Below are 15,165 nucleotides of genomic sequence, written 5' to 3' on the forward strand. Positions count from 1 at the left end.
AACCTCTGGATGAGCGAACACAGATTCAACGATAAAAATATCGTTGAATCCTCACCAAACTACCTATTACATTGATTACAGAGTAAGGACTCGTGGTAGGGTTTCTGTTGAGTGCTTACGGGTAGGAAAAATGCATTAGCATGAGAAAATTGCGGTATTTGAACGTCATTAGCTGTTGATGCCTGCATCATCTCTTGCTTCAAGCGCTCAAGCTCAGTACCCAGTACTACTGGCACATCAAAATCAGTGAATCCAGCCTGGATAAACGCATAAGATTAAAAACAAGATGAGGGACAAGTTCAAATCAAAGCTCTAACATCCAATCCAAACAATCATCATCGTCATCAGCCTCCGGTATTGCATGAGACTCCGTTTCCTCACTGGATGAACTGTTTGCAGCGGACATCCAGCTGAGAGGAGCGAAAGATGAATTAGCAAACGTTATTCTTGGTTCCTTTTTATGTTTTAATAATTCATGGTAAAACTCTTCATAACTTCTCAGTTTAGAAAGAAAAAGGGAGCTTACTGACTCTGTCGTTAATTCATAAGCTACCATTTTATTCATTGCTTCCCTTAACAGAGTTTTATTGGACTCAAAAGGCACGAGGATACAGGCAATATCAGACAATAAAGGATTATTGGGGGCTTTTTCCTGCTGATAAAAAGGTGTTGTATAAACGACATAATAAGGCCCATGAGAAACAGGAGATATATTAGGCAAACCCGGAACCAAAGCTCCCCAATAGATTTGAGGAACACATATTTTATTACTCACAGCCATCATCAATAAATTATACATTCCGCCTTTAGCTTCCTCTACTCCATGTGCAATAATTTGGTCGCCAAACTCTTGGATAATATCCTCCATGTAGGGATAGTCTGTATTAGCAGTTTTATGAGTAGCTTTGTATAAAATTTTAAAATAACAAATAAAAATTTCTCGAGCTGCTTTTGCTTTAATGGGGTTATTTTTTAATTCTTCGCCAATTTTACGGTAATCAGGTTCATCCTTAATAAAGTGCTGAGGATATCTATACTTTAATGCCCCGAAAATAAATTCCTTTGCCTCCATCCAATGTTCATCAAGCTCAAAATAGTGGCTAAATTCTGGGATGTATTTTCTTTTCTTCTGATTTTTTTGAGGTACTCTAAATTCTATTTTGTCATCCATTAGGAAATCTCATTTTTATTGAAAAGTTTTTATTTTTTCAATAGGCATTGGCTGGAAAGACATAAATTATATCAAATGCACTATATTTGATCAACAAGTACCAGGTTGGCACACTCCATCTCTTGCTTATTAATGAAAAATTAACCTACTTGTATTTTTCAGAATGATTATATTCAATATATATCAAATCGTGTTATATTTTGACCTCTAGTTTTTTTTTAAGGTTTTATGATGAAAATAATTGCAATGGTCACTTTATATCTATTCACCATACTTTCAGGAACATCCTTCGCCGAGAATACTGATTTTAGTAAGATGAACTTTAAAAAGACGTTTTGTAACAATGAAGATTTCTTAGGCAATGGTGGAGCGAAACGGCCCCATTTACATTGTGGAACTAATTTTATTTCCTATAAAAAAGCGAATGGGGATCACTCTAATATTACAGACATGGGCGATTGCAATCGTACTAATGGAGTATTTGATGACATTAAAGCCAATAAAGTTTCTTTTGCAAACTATGAAGCCATTTATAACGCTTTAGTTTCCTATCATCAAGCCGGCTGTCCTAATCGCTAAACGCCATCATTCTTTGCAGCGATTAATTCGTTAACCTAGTGATTGCAAGAAACGTAGTGACGAAACAACCCAGGGATTCAAGGCATAGAAGGTTGCATTACCTACTTTGCTCACCCTGGGGGAATTTAATTCTTCCTATATATTCCAATAGCGAGTGATAACCAACCCATAATAAAGCACATACCACCAATGGGAGTAATTATCCCCAACGGTTTAATCTTTACTATACAGAGTAAATACAAGCTTCCGGAAAAGAACAAAATACCTGCAATAAATAAATACCCCGCCCAGCGTATCAACTTAAAATTTGCATGCAACACAAGCAAACCCAGCATAATCAACGACAAACTGTGTACAAACTGGTAAAAAATTCCGGTTTGGAAGACTTTCATTTGCTCAACACTAAATGTTCCTTGTAAACCATGAGTAGCAAAAGCACCCAAAACCGTAGCAAGTAGAGCGAACAAAGCCCCAGCGGTAATAAAGCGTTTTGCCGTTTCTGTTTCTGAAATAGAATTCATTTTTCCCCACAAACTAATTTAATTAGATGGATGTCATTGTGGCTTGAGCCCCTCGGCAATAAAACCCACCCCCTATTCAAACTTTATTTTCATCCATGCCCAAGCATCAATCCGTCCTTCGAGAGGTTCCTAAGACCTGTGTAATTTTTGGCTTGTGACAAGAAATCTTAACTTAATTAAACCACAGAAGTCTATGAATCAGTTCTTAAAGAACCAAGCCAAAGGAATTTTTTAAATACCGCTATATTATTGTAAAATAATCCAATATCATCGCCTTGCTCAATAATTCTTCCTCTTCGTATCAATAATTAAGGAACGTTATGATCGTTATTTTCGTCCATGGCTGGAATGTCACTAATACCAATACTTATGGAGCGCTTCCGCAATGGCTAGCAAGCCAAAGCATCGATGGCATGTTGAATATTCACGTTGGCAATATCTACCTTGGACGCTACATTAGTTTTAACGACAGTGTAACCGTGGACGACATAGCACGAGCATTTGAGCAAGCGCTGCGAGATGAAATTGCTGATAAATTGCACAATGGGGAACGCTTTGCGTGCATTACTCACTCAACTGGTGGCCCCGTAGTGCGTAAATGGATGGATTTATATTTTAAGAATAATCTTGCACAATGTCCCTTGAGTCATCTGATTATGTTAGCCCCTGCCAACCACGGTTCAGCACTAGCACAACTTGGAAAATCCAGACTAAGTCGAATCAAAAGCTTTTTTGAAGGAATTGAACCCGGACAACACGTGCTCGATTGGTTAGAGCTTGGCAGCAATATGAGCTGGCAACTAAATGAAAGCTGGCTTGATTATGATTGCCCGGCTAATGCTATCTTTCCCTTTGTACTAACAGGCCAAAAAATTGATCGCCAACTTTATGATGCACTTAACTCGTACACGGGTGAACCCGGTTCGGATGGTGTTGTACGTGTTGCTGCTGCAAATATGAATTACAGTTTATTAAAGTTACATCAAGCAGGAACTAATGGGGAAAATCTTATAGTTTCGCAAATGATCCGCTCAAAACCAATGGCATTAGGAATCCTGCCTCAATGCTCACATTCCGGTAAAAAAATGGGGATCCTACGCAGTATTACTATGAGCAATGCAGCCAGCCACCCTACCGCTCTATGGGTTTTACGCTGTCTCCAAGTAAAAGATAGTAACGGTTATGGTGCATTAACAAAAGAGCTGAATAAGCTTACTGAAGATACTCAAAAAAAGGAACACACAGAGTTTGTAAAGACCATTCTTTCTAAGCGGGAGTTCACGACTAGTCGCTATTCTATGATTATATTTCGGCTAATTGATGATCGAGGCAATCATCTTGATGATTATGATCTTTATCTAACTGCCGGCCCCCAATACAGCGAATATGCACTTCCTCCAGGTTTTTTCGTTGATCGCCAACAAAACCAGCTGGATCACGGTAAACTTACCTATTATCTGGACTACGACGTCATGGAAAGCGGAATTAATACACCTGCAATGCAAGGCAATCTGGGTTTTCGTATCAAGGCTCATCCGGAAGAAAGCACTCAAGCCCTTGCCTTCTACCGTATACTGGATTTTCACTCCTCCCTTGCCGACATTAACAAAATTCTTCATCCGAATGAAACCGTAATGGTAGAAATCATGTTGCAACGACGAGTAGATAGAACGGTTTTTCGGATTAGCAACAACCTTAGCGCGGCAAAAATCAGCGCCAAGCCGACCGGGAAAAAGGTAGGTTAAGAGGATTCATACTCTAGAAGTATTTTATTAATAAGCACAAATAATCGCACAAAAAAGTGCATTTCATGCTAATATATTACATATGGTGCATGCTGGAGCTATTTATGAACATCGAGTCAAAACCAAGTGAAAGCGAGGTCTTAGCAATCGCGCTACATAATTTAAAAGACATCTTAGATATTTCCCATAATGATCTAAGTGAAATTATTGGGGTTCATCGTAATACCCTATCGCGTTCATTAAGTAACAAGAAAATTGATGTTAAAAGCAAAGAAGGTGAGTGCTCCTTATTGTTAATAAGGGTTTATCGCTCTTTATTTGCATTAAATGGCGGCAATGTGGAGGCAATGAAGCATTGGTTAAGAACTAATAATCGACATATTCAGGGAGTCCCTTTGGAAACGATGAAAAGCGTTTTGGGACTATCTCGAGTGGTTAATTATTTAGATGCGATTCGAGGAAAGATCTAATGGTTGATATTTGGTCCGAAACTGATGGGAAAAATCAGGTAAAGCCCTTAATGGCAAAAATTTATCGATTAGTAGAATCTCAGGAACAAATAGCAACTTTAGGACTGGTAAACAATGTATATGAACAAGGTGTACTAGAGGAGTTATTAGAGTCAACTAAAAATCCGCTCCCTAATGATACAAGTGCTTTACATTATTTGCTCACCACGCCATTTCGATACCCCCCCTTGAAATATGGCTCGAGATTTGGCAGAACCTTTGAACAAGGAATTTTTTATGGCTCATTGAATATCAAGACGGCCTTATCGGAAACAGCTTATTATCGATTTGTATACATGCTTGGCCCTGAAACGCCGTATGAACAACCCATATCAAATCAATACACCTCGTTTACAGTCAAGGTACGGAGCGACAAGAGTATTTTTTTAGACCAAGACCCTTTTGCACAGTACGAAGTAACTTTAACATCCCCAACGTCTTATTCTGAAACCCAGCATCTTGGTTCTACTATGCGGGAATCTGGTGTAGAAATTTTCCAATATATTTCCGCCAGAGATAAAGACAGAGGCAAAAATGTCGCACTATTTACTCCCAAATCGTTTCAAAGCAAAACGCCCGCACAAATGACTACCTGGCTATGCCAAACAAGTATTGATGAAGTGGGATTTATGGCAAAAGAAGAACAACATAGGACATCCTATTCACAAAAAGATTTCTGGATTGATAATCACTTCCCTTCTCCAGCGACCTAAACTCTGTAATGAGGTAAAAAATACCGTATTGGGTTCTTATTTGGGATTTTTTTATTTCTTACTTCCAGGATTAATTAAGCCTTGGCATATTAGCTGATAGTGAAAATAAGAATGGAGGTTATGCTAAAATAGATGTGAAAGGGATTAATAATGAGCATGAACCATTTCATGAAGCGTACGAGCCCCAAACAATATGCTCCTAATAAAAGGTACTATAGTCAGCCTACAGTTACCCATCCTAATTCTTCACCAAACTAGAGCATATTAAAGGAATGCACGTTGAAATTAGAGAGAGCAAAGTGAATGTAGGAAATTTGTGCCTGAGGATCGATACAAAGAGGAGTAACAAATGTCCATAAGTTATCAGCAATTAGCTAAGGAATTAGGCTTAACCCATGTTTATGCAAATGCATCACAACTGCAGGCACTAAGAGGATGGTGTAACGACAATATTTTGTATGCCCCCTCCCTAGTGTCAAAAGAAAGACCGGAGGACGCATATAACATATTGCAAACTATGGTTCGGGAATATCTTGATGAGTTTCTTCCACAGAGTCAGAGTGTGAGTACACCTAATCCTAATTTCATGAATTTAACTCCTGTTGAATGGGCCGCTTACAGAGGATACATCAAGTTTTTAGAAGAATATATCCATAACGTAAATCCTAAAAATGCACGAACCCCCTTGCATCTGGTAGCCGCTTTAGGAAATTTAGATGCCGTAAAACTGCTCTTAAAGGCAGGAGCACAAAACAGTCCTGATAAAGAAAAACTCTATCCAATTCATTTAGCTTTATGCTTAACGATTAGTGAAGCAGATTCAGAGAAGGAAAAAAATATCAACAAAAGAACTGAAATGTATTCCTTATTGCAACAGGCTGCCCCAGAAGCAATAGAACAAATTACGGAGCAAAGGCAAAATGTAGCACATTATATGGCCATATACGGATTTGATACCTTGTTAACTACTCTAGAGCAAAGTGATTTGATTAAAGCCTCAGATTTCCTGGGATATACTCCCGCTCATTTAGCCATCTTAAATGGGCAATCAGCATGTTTAACCATCTTACTGAAAAATGAACAATTGAGAAATTTGCTAGATTCTCGAGGATCATTGCTACATTTTGCCGCCGAGGAAGGTACACGAGAGGCTGTTGCAGTGTGTTTAAACGCCGGAATTCTTTATCAACAAGATTGGGATGGCAATACACCCGCCATGCGGGCAATCCTTAGAGATAATGTTAATGCACTTTCTGGATTTACGCGAGAGCAATTAGAAAGAGAACGAATTGGTGAGCATGAGGAATCACTTCTGCACTTTGCCGTACAACATAATAAGTCTTTTTGCCAAGAATGGCTTTCTGATTCTCAAAATACTAATCTGAGTCAGATAGAAGACAAAAACGGCTTGCTGCCAACGGAGCATAAGCCTGAAGAGAGAACCTTGGGAAGATCGTTTTAGAACATCAGCCCTGAGTAAGAGCTTTTGGCGAAATAATCTAAAGCGATTTTGTAGTAAAACTGGGTTGCTCCATATTGTTCTTTTCCTTTATCTACTTACTTTTTTTCTCATCATACATTTTTTCATCAGCAAGCGTCAGCATGCCTTCTAATGTCTTATGCTCTTCCTGATTATATTGAATACTACCCACACTAAATTCAATCGTATAACCTTTTGTTTCGACTGGCTTTAATGAGTCTCTTAAATGTTGAATAATACCAGTTACATCGCTTGGATTATACCCAGAGCACAATACACAAAACTCATCACCACCTAAACGAGCGATGACATCATGACATTGAAAGTTCATAAGTAGACCGTTCGCAAAAACTTTTAATACTCTGTCACCTTCTGCATGCCCAAATTGATCATTAATCTGTTTAAATTTATCTAAATCAAAAAACAATAAGGTAAAAATTTTATTTTCGCGTTGATATTTTTGAAATAAATAGTCGGCTAACTTTAAAAATCCGCGTCGATTGGATAAGCCGGTTAATTCATCAGTGATGGCCAAATGGATTGATTCCAATTCCATTTCTACCATGTCCGCAAGATCGTACACAATATTTTGATCCACATCCTTGATTGAGCGAGGTTTATCATCAATTAAACAAATCACACCCACATTATATGTTTTTATTTTCAAAGGACAGCCTAAATAAAATCTGAAATTAGGTTTTCCCACAACAAAGGGATTATCATAAAAACGTATATCTTTAGTGGCATCCTCAACAATCATAATTTCATCGGATAGAATAACATGGCCACAAAACGAGGTTTTTCTGACTGCCTCGCGAATATCAAAGCCTTGAGTAGACTTCATCCATTGTCGCTCCGCTTCTAAAAAAGAAATGACCGCTATAGGAACACCAAAAAGCTTACAGGCAATGCGAGTTAACCTATCAAAACGCTCTTCTCGCTCTGTATCCAAGATTTGTAGTTGATACAATGTTGCTAAACGTTCCGCCTCATTTTCTGGAATATCTGGGGCAATCATCATTTTTCCTTGAAGCATCTTTCTAAAAACACATGAAGCACTAATATATATTTATAGTATAAGTTTCTTAATTTTTCGCGATCTTTGGCTTAAGGGTAAAACGTGCTGGTCTCTAAAGCGATGGAAATTTAGGCGAAACAATCCTATATTTTATATAATATTTTTATATGGATAGCCAACATGCCCTTTAAGGATTTTCGGGAATTCATTGATGCCCTTCGAAAAAATGGCGAAATTATTGAGGTTAATCGGCCAATTGATTTGTCTGCGGATGTTGGTAAAGCATTGCAAAAAAGTGCCTCCATCAGTGGTCCCGCGATTCAATTTAATGATAATGGCACTGATTTTCCCCTAATTGGTGGATTGTATAATTCTCGAAAAAAAACCTTGATTGCGTTTCAAGCCGACGAAACTTCCATATTTAAACAGATCCTAGAGGGATTAGAAAATCCGATTGAACCAGTGCTTACCGACAATGCCGCAACTCATGAACAAATTATTATAGAGAATGAAATTGATTTATCCCAATTTCCTGTTCCTAAATATAGTCCTAGTGATGGCGGACAATATATAACTGCAGGCATTGCTGTAAGTAAAGATCCAGAAACAGGCATTGCAGACATGGGAAATTATCGGTTCCAGATTATTTCCAAAAATACCATGTCATTCTTGGCACAACCCAATCATCGCCTAGGCAAAAACCTGGAAAAGGCACGTCAGTTAGGTCATAAAAAGTACCCCATAGCTTTAGTGATTGGAGTTGATCCCGTGATCGCATACACCTGCCAATTCCAACTTCAAGACGACACAAATGATTTTGCTGTAGCAGGAGGCCTTCGCGGCGAGGCCGTTGTTTTAACTCGCTGCAAAACCATCGATGTTCAAGTGCCGGCTTATGCTGAAGTGGTTTTTGAGCTCGAAATAGATTTAGACGAATTAGTGTTTGAAGGACCTTTGGGAGAATACACTGGCTATTACACGCCGGGCTCGATGAAGCCGACCGCCCGGGTTAAAGCGATTACACATCGCACGAATGCCTATTTCCAAGCCCTATTAACTGGGGTGCCGCCAACTGAAAATCACTTTTTAAAACAAATACCTTTTGAAGCCTCCTTCTTTCAGAGCATGAATAAATCCTTCCCCACGATTTCCGATGTAGCTATTCCTGCGTCAGGAGGAGTATCCTTTTATATTGTCATAGCAATTGAGCCTCGATTTGATGGGGAAGCGCGTCAGGCTATTCTCGCTGCCATGGCAAGTAATCTGCGCCCGAAAATGGTCATCGCAGTGAACCCAGACATTAACATTCAAGATCCTAATCAAGTAACCTGGGCTACTTCTTTTCGAATGCAGCCTCATAAAGACATTATGATTGTGGAAAATTTACCGGCAGGCCCCTTAGATCCTTCTATTCTAGATGATATTCCCCTAGATTCTCGTCTCGCCTCTTCCGTAGGAATTGATGCGACCTATCCTTTTGGTTCACTTGTTTTGACATCCGAAGTGCCTCTGGAAAAGACTGTTCAGCCTGCAGCAGGTAAGCTTTGTTTTAAAGTGGCAGATATTCCAGGTTGGCAAGACTATGATTTTCCGGAGCTGACAAAACAAGGAAAATCATAAATAAGATTAGCCGAGCTACTCACGACCTAAAATTCTGTTGATAATGGCCATAGCTTGATTATTACAAAGAATAGCTACAAGACACCAATCAAATCACCATAAAAAAGAAGAAAGCTTAGAGTAAGCACAGACAGACAGTACACTTGGCGTGTGTATGATTGCCATGGTTTGGCTAATCAGCTTATATACTTTATCACTTCCTACTTTGATTCGAAGTATTCACTTCCTGTAGTACTTCTCTTTTCATTAGCTAAAGCGTATTTGGTGTATTGGGGACCTAATCCGAATCATGTGGCACTATTTTCAGGATTTGATAAGGGCTTTGTGAACAGTAAATTTAGCCCCACTCTTTATTTAGTGGTTGTGTCTACCTATTGATTTTATTAATCTAGTCCTTTCTTTTTCATTCCCCACATCAAGCGGTCACCTCGATCAAATTAGATTCCGATAGCATTAACAGCGACCTTTCTGTTACAATGTTGGTCATTTTATTTTAGAGCAATTATCATGAGTGGTGGTATTTTTTTCCAAGATGTATCAAAGGTAGATGAGCTTTTGGCGCTAATAAGGGCAAATAAAGACCAAGAAATTAATGATTGTCGAAAAAAAAATCGCCTTTCAGCCAATGTTATGGCCCGGCTATTTGCGCGGGCAGGAAATGATCAAAAAGTCAGCGACCATTTGGATAAACACCCTGATACGGTGCACCAAGTTGCCAGAGGTTATGCCGAAGCCGGTAATGTTGCAAAAGTGGAGGAATATCGGACTCGGGATAACGCCTCTATAGCAGAAATAATGAAAGGATATAAATTTTCTGGTTTTGATAAAGAGGCGGATAATTATAGCTACTCTGCTATGTTTGGGTCCCGAATTCAGAGGTCAATCATTATAGAGCTTGAAGGATATATCAAAAATCAAAATCATGAGATGGTAGAGGAGATCCGGTGTAAACATAATATTTCGCTGACGTCTATTCGCAAAATGTATGAGGCTTATTATGTGACGCTACCTGCACAATTTAGTCAACTTATTCCAGCACACCTGTACGACCAAGTCTATGCTAAGGCTCAAGGATACGGGGAGGTGCATGCCCAAGTGTATGTTGATGCCTTTGCTAGCTCCTATGCAAAATCCTTAGCTCAAGGATACGATGCTGATTATTCTGAAATCGAAGCACATGCTTATGCCCAATCCCACAGTCTTGTCCCAAAACCTCAACCACAAGTACTACCTCCTTCACCACCACCTGCGGAGATGATCAAAGGGGGAATTCATACAAAATACATTATGGGAAAACCGCATGCACGATTACCTACTGTTATCCCCCCCAAGAGTTACAGGGTTTCCCCTTATCAGTATTTAGACTTTGCCCAAGTTAGTGAACACATACACACGTTCTCAGTTTGCTATTCATTGGATATTTCCACTGATTCATTCGTTGCAACGCTTTATACTGATAGTCAGAACATCAATCCTGTTGTATTTAATACATTTATATGCGCCGGACGTGTGCAAAATGCTTATGTCCCACCAGGAAAGAGTATTTTAATTTGCACCCAAGAAGAGTTGGAAACCTTACGTCCTTATATATCCCCTCAGATTAATTTATTAGTAATACATAAAATAGAAAGCAAATATAATGGTTCTTATACCCAATTAGGTAGTGTGACAGCACGACGCCTAGCTGCCTTTTTATTTGCCTATCATTTCGAGTGCCCGAATTTTACCCTTTTAGATGATAATATTAAGCGCCTCGCGATTAATCCCACATCTGGGAATCCATCTTGGGATAAAGTTATTAATTTTTTGACAATTGAGGCGATTCTACAAGCCAGTACCAGTGTAGGTACTTTAATGGGACGTAAAAAAGCGTCTAATGAGCTGGGCTCGAAATTCTTCTGGATTAATATGGCATTTATCCGCCAGAAGCTCGAAGGGGCAGAGGAACTTTTTCTCCTTTTTCCTAACGCTGCTCAAGCACTCAAATGGGGTGAGGATTATTATTTTCAGATTGTATTGCATCATCTATTTGAATCTCAAGGAATTTGTGGGTATGGAATAATTCCTATTGAATCGATGGGGCTGCTCCGATCGAAAAAACATCAAAATGTTTTCGCCGCCAGTGGCAAAAGAGCAGAGTCCTTTCATCTCGAAGAGCAGCTCTATCCTTTTCCCCTACCTTTGCAGCACGTTCTGAAGTTATCTCTCGATAAATTAAATCAAATTATTGCCAATAATTATTGCGTGCATGAAGCACTAGAGGTAAACATTCAAGAGGCTGATTTGTCTTTATTACATGCTCTGGCAAATAACCTAACCGGAGTGTCAGTGCCCCTGTTAATGCCTAGTAATGTATTAGAGGAAATGGATATGCCCCTTACATTCAATCCACCCGAAGAATTTTTCAAAACATTCTGGACTGAATCAATTAATAGTTATGATTTTGATTCCTCGATGATACGTACTTATCAAGCTGATGCTATTAAATCAGCGGCCGCATATAAAGAGCCCTCCCGCTTGGTTATGGCTACCGGAAGTGGAAAAAGCCTTATTCAATCAACCTGGGCATTGATGGCTCATCAGACTTCCCTTTTAGCTCAATCGGTCTTCATAGTAACTCCTCACATTGATCTTGTTCATCAATTTTATATAGATTTACTCCGTTACAATGACTCTCTTTTAGAGAGAGGCGATCCGCTTTCGGTTTTACCACAGAATATTATTACAGTCTCAAGCCATCAACAAAGCATCAGCGTCGATGCGCTCATACAAAATAAGTTTTTTCCTCAACAAAAGCTAATTATTATTATTTGTGAAGACAGCTTTAAAAAGCTTTTAGATGAAGCCGCACATATTGTTTCTAAGGCCTCACTTATTTTGCTGGATGAATATCATTACTATTCCAAAACGGTAAAACAGTTAATTGGGGCACTACCTGATGAAAATAAACCAATGATTATTGGGAGTAGTGCGACCCCCCCATTGGAAGATGCTCTCAAAGCAACTTTATATACTTTAAGCTTAGATCAAGCCTTGAATGGACAGTTTCATGCACCCATTATCGCGGAATCATTGGGGATCCCCTATTCTTCTGAAAATGCAGACTTAGTAATTAACGATTTACCTCGTTTACTTAAAACCCGCTATCATCCCGGATTTCATGAAGGCTCTACTCTGGCTGAGGCGAAAGGAATAATTTATTTATCAAGTATCGAGTTATGTAGAAAAGTAAAAATGATGTTGTTAGACGCGAATATTGATGCCTATGAGATACACAGTAAAAATCCTCAGGAAGAAGATCAGTTAAAAGAGTTTGTACGACGTGACAAGCCTGGTGTTTTATTGGCAGTGAGAAAACTTCGCTTTGGTTTTGATTGTCCTGATTTAGGTTGGGAACTCATTTTACGTAAGCCAGCAATGGGGAATGAAAGGCAAGATATAGAACAAATGATTGGGCGGGTAATTCGTCTTTATCAAGATAAAATTGGTCTTGTTGTTACTTTTTCGGATATTCATGAGAAATACATTCAACCCTTAATTAAGAATCAAAATAAAATTATTCCGCTTTCGACTGATTATTTAGCACAAGATGTTGATGAAAATGAAGATGAATCCATAATTGAGGCGGATAGCGCTATATTAATAGAGCCTTTAAATAGGTCAGCCTCTAGGACTTGGGCTGCTCTTTTTTCTGCAAATAATACTAATAATAAGCGAAAAAGAAGCGACGAATTACTTCTACACTCTAAAGATCAACGAATGCACGAATCCCCGAAAGTAAATGGTTGATTGCTCATCGCTATTTCCTTTGAACTGCACCTCTAACCTAAAGTGCAGTTCAAAAGATTTATCCTATTATTTCATCATGACGTTTTAATAACTCTCTAGTGCAATAAGTATCCCTTTCTATACTATTTTATTCTAATTGATTTAAATTGGGAGATAATTTATCATCCCTATCCCCAAATCCCTGGATAAAAATAAATGAAAAATCGAATAAAGTGGTTGGTTATAATGCTAGCATCACTGCTTCCCGCGCTGACTTTTGCAACACTAAAACCATTTACAAGCAATGATTGCGCTGCTTTAGCTATGCCGAAAACAGTCTTATTAGTGCATGCATCCTGGTGTTCACACTGTAAAGCATTCTTGCCAGTTTATGAGTATGTTTCTAACCAAGAAAAATACAGAGATTGGATTTTCTATCAAATGGTAAATGATAAATTTGCAACTGTTTGTGGTACTGCGATTAAAGGCGTTCCGGTCACATTTAAAAATAATATGCAAAGTAATTTACTCGGAAACAAACCACGAGCAGTCCTGGAAGAGTTTTTAGATTCGAACACCTAAAGTATTCTATTCTACCTGTTCTTAGCTATCTCTTTTCATATGAGGCACTTAGTAAGGATTCACGAAAATAGTAGTTTCGTCATTATGAACAAAGAGAACCCAGAACGATGCTTCGTTAAAACCCAGTCCAGGATTGCTTCCTTTGTTTACAATGACGACTTTTTGTATGGAATAAATTACATAATCTTAGAAAACAATAGTGGCTTATTCCTTACCATCATGCCAGTATTTCTTATTGTATAACCCGATTCATGCCTATAATAGCGACCTTTAAAGACTTTCTTTAAATCAAATTGACTTAATATTCTCTTAATAAAACCTCTATATCATTACCAACAAATATCCAGATACAGAAAAATACCATGCCCAAACTCAACCTTGTTTTACAAAAAGAATATCTAATCGTTGAGGCAAAAAATGCCCTTCCCTTCATCGGTACTGACTCTTTGCGTAGTTGTTGTGGGGTATTTATTTACCATCCTTCACGCAGCGCTGTTTTGCATTGGGATGATAATTGTTGTCATGATGATTTGAACAAATTTTTTGCTGAATACCACGGGAACAGCATCAACATAGAGGAATGCACTATCACGCTTATCGGAAGCTGGGCTGATCATGAGGAATCCAAAAAAAGTAGTGATTTTGTAAAACAATTTTTTGCAGCGACCAAAGCTAAGCTCAACTTAACTCATTTTCAAGAAAAAAGGGCCTGCGGGAAAACTCTAGCTGAGCAGGGATTTTCTTTAGTCTACATGGACACAATGAGCGGGAAGATTATTCTTAGTGATAATTGGAGTAAATTGCCTAGTGATAAAGATGGTAATTATCGGGGTTTAGAACCTTACCTACGTATGACCAATAGAGAAAGCCAAGATCTCCTGCATTTACAAGATGATAAGTATCCTGATTCCGGAAGCCATATATATGCCCGAGACAATTATCAAAGTTTGCACGCAACCCAATCCACTCAATTATGCGTAGCGGCAAAAAAAAATGACGTCACCACATTAATCAAATTAATCGATGCCGGAATAACCGGAGTTAATGTCGCACCCGCTAGTACTAAAGGATGGACTCCTTTGCATTATGCGTGTAAGTTTAGCAGTTTTGCAGCGGCTCTTTTACTTATTCAAAATGGTGCTGATTTATTGCAAAAAAATGATGCGGACTATACTCCGCTTATGTTTGTCGATGCCAAATCATTTGAGTTTAAGCAATTACTTACAGCATATCGCTTAGTAAAATATAATACCTCTCTCAACAAGCACTCCTTAACATCTATATCGCTTTTCTCCAGACATCATGAGCAGCAAATTGAGAAACAAGAGCGTAATCAAATGCTGGAGATTCAATCCTTATTACAAACCGAAAAAGGTTTAGAAGAAATTACTCGGGCTCTTAGCCCTTAGAGCTAAGATATTGAATTGAGCTGGTACTAATCATCAGGAGCTCAATTCAA

Annotated in this window: 13 protein-coding genes; 9 read left to right on the top strand and 4 right to left on the bottom strand. The window is 38.5% G+C overall.

Features of this window, described 5'->3' with window-relative positions:
• Window positions 1-59: 59 nt before the first annotated feature.
• The gene (locus ACD661_RS11010; RefSeq protein ID WP_400187915.1) at window positions 60-236 is read right to left on the bottom strand and encodes a hypothetical protein; all 177 of its coding nucleotides are present in this window, start codon (window positions 234-236) and stop codon (window positions 60-62) included.
• 68 nt (window positions 237-304) lie between these two features.
• Window positions 305-1,171 (bottom strand): hypothetical protein, encoded by an 867-nt coding sequence (locus ACD661_RS11015; protein ID WP_400187916.1) that lies wholly within the window; start codon window positions 1,169-1,171, stop codon window positions 305-307.
• A gap of 228 nt (window positions 1,172-1,399) precedes the next feature.
• On the opposite strand from ACD661_RS11015, the gene ACD661_RS11020 reads away from it, so the two are divergent.
• Window positions 1,400-1,750 carry a hypothetical protein gene (locus tag ACD661_RS11020; protein WP_400187917.1) on the top strand — a complete coding sequence of 117 codons (351 nt, stop codon included), beginning with the start codon at window positions 1,400-1,402 and terminating at the stop codon, window positions 1,748-1,750.
• Between the two features lie 125 nt (window positions 1,751-1,875).
• On the opposite strand, the gene ACD661_RS11025 is transcribed toward ACD661_RS11020, so the two are convergent.
• Entirely contained in the window at window positions 1,876-2,271 is a 396-nt protein-coding gene (locus ACD661_RS11025; protein WP_400187918.1) for a DUF423 domain-containing protein, read from the bottom strand.
• Between the two features lie 320 nt (window positions 2,272-2,591).
• Here ACD661_RS11025 and plaB point away from each other — a divergent pair, with 320 nt between their 5' ends.
• From plaB to ACD661_RS11045, 4 genes are all read left to right on the top strand, one after another.
• Complete coding sequence (plaB, locus tag ACD661_RS11030; RefSeq protein ID WP_400187919.1) at window positions 2,592-4,016, top strand: phospholipase PlaB; 1,425 nt, start codon at window positions 2,592-2,594, stop codon at window positions 4,014-4,016.
• 104 nt (window positions 4,017-4,120) lie between these two features.
• Entirely contained in the window at window positions 4,121-4,486 is a 366-nt protein-coding gene (locus ACD661_RS11035; protein WP_400187920.1) for an MbcA/ParS/Xre antitoxin family protein, read from the top strand.
• Window positions 4,486-5,238, top strand: coding sequence for an RES family NAD+ phosphorylase (locus ACD661_RS11040; RefSeq protein ID WP_400187921.1), 753 nt, complete (start codon window positions 4,486-4,488; stop codon window positions 5,236-5,238). Before ACD661_RS11035 ends, ACD661_RS11040 begins: the two co-directional genes overlap by 1 nt.
• A 349-nt stretch (window positions 5,239-5,587) precedes the next feature.
• Window positions 5,588-6,700 (top strand): ankyrin repeat domain-containing protein, encoded by a 1,113-nt coding sequence (locus ACD661_RS11045; protein WP_400187922.1) that lies wholly within the window; start codon window positions 5,588-5,590, stop codon window positions 6,698-6,700.
• A gap of 91 nt (window positions 6,701-6,791) precedes the next feature.
• Here ACD661_RS11045 and ACD661_RS11050 read toward each other — a convergent pair whose 3' ends face one another.
• The gene (locus ACD661_RS11050) at window positions 6,792-7,739 is read right to left on the bottom strand and encodes a sensor domain-containing diguanylate cyclase (RefSeq protein WP_400187923.1); all 948 of its coding nucleotides are present in this window, start codon (window positions 7,737-7,739) and stop codon (window positions 6,792-6,794) included.
• 177 nt (window positions 7,740-7,916) lie between these two features.
• On the opposite strand from ACD661_RS11050, the gene ACD661_RS11055 reads away from it, so the two are divergent.
• The 4 genes from ACD661_RS11055 (at window position 7,917) to ACD661_RS11070 (ending at window position 15,115) form a co-directional block, all read left to right on the top strand.
• Window positions 7,917-9,356: a UbiD family decarboxylase gene (locus ACD661_RS11055; RefSeq protein ID WP_400187924.1), complete on the top strand. Its 1,440-nt coding sequence runs from the start codon at window positions 7,917-7,919 to the stop codon at window positions 9,354-9,356.
• A gap of 507 nt (window positions 9,357-9,863) precedes the next feature.
• On the top strand, window positions 9,864-13,145 hold the full coding sequence (locus tag ACD661_RS11060; RefSeq protein ID WP_400187925.1) for a DEAD/DEAH box helicase: 3,282 nt from the start codon (window positions 9,864-9,866) through the stop codon (window positions 13,143-13,145).
• Between the two features lie 195 nt (window positions 13,146-13,340).
• Window positions 13,341-13,706, top strand: coding sequence for a thioredoxin family protein (locus ACD661_RS11065; RefSeq protein ID WP_400187926.1), 366 nt, complete (start codon window positions 13,341-13,343; stop codon window positions 13,704-13,706).
• 362 nt (window positions 13,707-14,068) lie between these two features.
• Window positions 14,069-15,115 (top strand): ankyrin repeat domain-containing protein, encoded by a 1,047-nt coding sequence (locus ACD661_RS11070; protein ID WP_400187927.1) that lies wholly within the window; start codon window positions 14,069-14,071, stop codon window positions 15,113-15,115.
• The last annotated feature ends 50 nt before the right edge of the window (window positions 15,116-15,165 follow it).

Origin of the sequence: Legionella lytica (assembly GCF_044626755.1) — a bacterium.
Taxonomy (GTDB): Bacteria; Pseudomonadota; Gammaproteobacteria; order Legionellales; family Legionellaceae; genus Legionella; species Legionella lytica_A.